Origin of the sequence: Desulfovibrio sp. 1188_IL3213 (assembly GCF_036763145.1) — a bacterium.
GTDB lineage: Bacteria > Desulfobacterota > Desulfovibrionia > Desulfovibrionales > Desulfovibrionaceae > Desulfovibrio.
The window spans coordinates 1-3558 of the sequence record NZ_JBAIYR010000238.1 but is presented as its reverse complement, the minus strand read 5'-3'; the positions used below and the strand labels follow the sequence as shown (position 1 = coordinate 3558).

Below are 3558 nucleotides of genomic sequence, written 5' to 3'. Positions count from 1 at the left end.
GGATATAAGTGAGTATATTGAGGTTTTTTATAATCGACAAAGACGCCAGGCAGCACTTGGCTATCTCTCACCAGCGGCGTTTGTCAGAAGCAGGATGATGGAACCAAAACTGCCGATTGCCGCTTAACATGGCGTACGAAATTGACGACCTATCTCAAAAGGTGCTGGCGGTAATGGAAGGAAGAAGCCCCGCAAAGGCGCTCGACTTTGCGAATGGGGCGGCCAATAAAAAAGGCTCTCCCGATTTGGTCATCAGGAGAACCGGTACACAGTCTCGGTACACAGAACCGAGTAATTTAAAGGCTACTGGAGCGTAACCTATGGGAATCATTTGGCGTCCCCAAGGGGATTTGAACCCCTGTCGACGGCGTGAAAGGCCGTTGTCCTGGGCCGGCTAGACGATGGGGACGCACTGTTTGTGTTGGCTGGGCTGCAAGGACTCGAACCTTGATTAACGGAGCCAGAATCCGCCGTCCTGCCAATTGAACGACAGCCCAACACGAAGAGTGTGTATATGTGAAGCCCGGCGGACTGTCAAGCAAGAATTTTAAAAAAAATCATAAAGCTAGCAAAATGGCTGTTAGCAACGTGCTGAAGAGCCTGCCTTGTCTGCTGAAAAGAGGGCAGATTTTTGTGAAGATACCGTATCCTTAAAGCTTATTTTTTTAGTATGTAGAATTTTTCGGTGCCGGTATCTGTCGGCAAGCATTGTTCCATTTTACAAAAGTTAAAAAAAGAACAAATATGTCATTTAGTTGCGACATTCAATACTTTGCTGGTTGTTTATACAATTTATCAATTTTCCTGTTTTCTTGCTTTTTTTGTTCAAGCACCGACACTAACTCACTGGATATACTTGCGCAAACAGGTTTGTCGTGATATTCACACCAAACAACTATCCTCTCAACCTTTTACCGGATTGTGAAAGAATGTTTATAACGTAAAACATCGCAGCGGCGGAGGAAGATTATGGAAGACAAAGGATTATTGGGCAAGATTGTGGCTATTATCCCCGGTTTGGTGCTCATGATAGGCACCCTGGCCGTATTGCGAATTTATGCTGTTCCGTGGCTGAACGGCATAACGCTTTTCGGCGTAAAAGGCTGGCCTGTGAAAGTGCTGAGCCTCAACTATATTTTGCTTTCCATCATTGCGGGCATGCTGTTCCGCAATGTTTTGTTTGGCGGCAAGATTCCTGCGTGGGCTGATGCGGGCTTTCGCACAACCCGCCTGTTCATTAAAACGGGCGTGATCATGCTGGGATCGCTCTATACCCTGCAAAGTCTTCTCAAGCTGGGCATAAGCGCCGCACTGCTCATTATGGCTTTTGTGTTCGGCACTGTCTTCCTTATCATGTGGTTGAGCAAGATATGGAAAGTTGACCGCTCTGTGGCTGCCGTTATGGCGGCGGCTTGCGGCGTGTGCGGAGTTTCTGCGGCGGTGGCGGCTGCCCCCGGCGTACGCGCCCGTCCTGTGGATCTGGCCCTTGCCATTGCCACTATTCTTGGCTTCGGCATTGTGACCATGTTTATCAGCCCCTTTATCGGAAAAGCCCTCAACCTGTCAGACCTGCAATACGGCGCATGGGTGGGTACGGGCATTCTGAACTCGGGCCAGGTGCTTGCCACCTGCCTGGCGTTCAACCCGGTTATCGCTCCGGGAACGGCCGTGGCCTATGGTGAAGTGTGGAACGTGGTGCGCGTCATCAGTATCCCCTTTGTGGTTTTCGCCATCACCGTCTGGTACTGGAAGGGCGAGGGAGAAGCCGAGCACATCAGCCTGAAAGAAATTCTTGTTTCCAAGTTCCCCATCTTTGTTTTGGGCTTCTTCGGCATGACGGCCCTGTCTTCTTTGGGCATGCTCGGGGCTGAAGGTTCTGAAACTCTGCATCTTCTGCGCGACTGCATGCAATGGATATTCGGCATCGGCCTTGTGGGACAGGGGGCATACATCGACTTCCGCGAGATCAAGGCCGCCGGCGGCAAACCGCTGCGTCTCGGTCTGACCGCAGGTACCGTGAAGTATGTGCTGGCCCTTATCGTCATCATGCTGTTCATGCCCAAAGTAGGCGCGTTCTAAGCCAAAGGAAGATGCCATGAGTAATGACAAGCAAAAAATGACAGTCTTCAGGAATGACCGGCACGAGGATATTGCTTCGATTATTTTTGCCGGGCTGGTAGTAATCTGCGTGCTTGGCTACATGGCCTTTATCGTGCCTACGGTAAAGGTAAAAGCCAGCCAGGACGGCAAACTTATTTCTGTCGCAGTGGAAAAAGGGGCAGAAGTCAAAAAGGGTGATGTGATCTATTCTCTGGAAATTGTTGAAAAGAAATGGAAAGACAACGTGATGGAAGAAAAGGTTGTCACCAGAGACGTGAGCGTCAAAGCTAACGGCAAGGTTCTTGATGTTCTCGGCAAGCCCGGTGAAAAGGTAAAAAAAGGCAAGGATACCATTATTGTGCTTGACCATGAAAAGGGAACACTGCCTTGACCTCCGCCTCTGCTCCACAAAAAATACTGCTGCTGCTTGACGAGGAAAGCCCCGCCGCAGCCGAAGCTGTTCGCATTGCGCATGAAAGCGGCGCGGCCCTTACCGCACTCTTTGTGCTGGACTCCACCTGGAACGACTATGTGGGCCATGACTGGCTTTCAGGCAGCGGGTCGCGAGCGGACTTCATTGACTACATGCAGCAAGAGGAAGAAAAAAGCGAGGCCGGGGCCTTTGCCCGGCTGCGGGAACTTGCCGGCAAGGATATGGAAGTCCGCTGCCTGACAGCGTCCGGCAACGTGATTGATCAGGCCCGGCAGGAAATGGTCCAAGGGTATGACCTGTTCGTTGCTGCCAATCCCCTGCGGCGTGGCCTTGAACGCATTCGCGGCAATGTGGGGGCGCTGTGTGAAAATGCCCCGTGCCGCATTCTGCTTGTACCCGCAGAATAAGATGACCGCCTGCAAACCGGCCCGGAGGTGATGCCTCAAGGGCTGCGAAACAAACCGGGAACCGTGCTTGATGCGGTTCCCGGTTGACGTTTGTGGCTGTGTCCCTTGGCGGTGTCGGGCGGCTCCCGCAGTGCTGCGAACAGGGGAAAGCATGCCGCGGAGCTTCAAATTTTCGTTCCGCATTGACAGTCGGCTGAAAAGGTTGTTCTCTGGCTATATACTAGACAAGATCAACTATTGGAGCCGCCATGAGCAAAATGGATATGTTTGCCGACTGCCCTTGCTCCGGCAGTACGCTGCAACGTTTTGTGCAGCCTCTGGTCATGTCGTTGCTGGCGCGGGGGCCGTTGCACGGTTATGTGCTCATGCAGCGTCTGGGGGCCATGCCGCTCTGGGGGGCCTCGCCACCGGATCAGGCTGGCATATACCGGCTGCTCAGGCTTATGGAAAGCAAGCAGTTGCTCGCTTCTCACGAAGAAGACGGCGTCACCAGGGGGCGGCGCGTCTTCACATTGACGGAGCATGGGCGGGCGTGCCTTGCCCGCTGGGAGGGAACGCTGCACGAACATCTGCGCACCGTGGGCGATGTACTGGGGCAGGTGCGCGAGGCCAATGCCA

General features: G+C 52.9%; 5 protein-coding genes and 2 tRNA genes. 5 read left to right on the top strand and 2 right to left on the bottom strand.

The features are described 5' to 3' along the window. Positions 1-127 (top strand): IS3 family transposase (locus tag V6C16_RS09490; protein WP_333535757.1); only part of this gene is annotated, 127 nt, incomplete at its 5' end. Positions 128-332: 205 nt separating this feature from the next. Here the strand turns inward: V6C16_RS09490 and V6C16_RS09485 are convergent. Beyond that, positions 333-409 (bottom strand) — tRNA-Glu (locus tag V6C16_RS09485). 13 nt (positions 410-422) lie between these two features. Next, a tRNA-Gln gene (locus V6C16_RS09480) sits at positions 423-497 on the bottom strand. A 472-nt stretch (positions 498-969) separates the two neighbouring features. Between V6C16_RS09480 and V6C16_RS09475 the strand changes: the two genes are divergently transcribed. From V6C16_RS09475 to V6C16_RS09460, 4 genes are all read left to right on the top strand, one after another. Continuing rightward, the gene (locus V6C16_RS09475) at positions 970-2079 is read left to right on the top strand and encodes a YeiH family protein (RefSeq protein WP_333535751.1); all 1110 of its coding nucleotides are present in this window, start codon (positions 970-972) and stop codon (positions 2077-2079) included. Positions 2080-2095: 16 nt separating this feature from the next. After that, complete coding sequence (locus tag V6C16_RS09470) at positions 2096-2491, top strand: biotin/lipoyl-binding protein (protein WP_333535753.1); 396 nt, start codon at positions 2096-2098, stop codon at positions 2489-2491. After that, a complete protein-coding gene (locus V6C16_RS09465; protein WP_333535754.1) occupies positions 2488-2940 on the top strand; it encodes a universal stress protein in 453 nt (150 codons plus the stop codon). The genes V6C16_RS09470 and V6C16_RS09465 overlap by 4 nt, the downstream gene beginning before the upstream one ends. 248 nt (positions 2941-3188) lie before the next feature. Next, on the top strand, positions 3189-3558 hold a 370-nt coding region (locus tag V6C16_RS09460), incomplete at its 3' end, for a PadR family transcriptional regulator (RefSeq protein ID WP_333543075.1).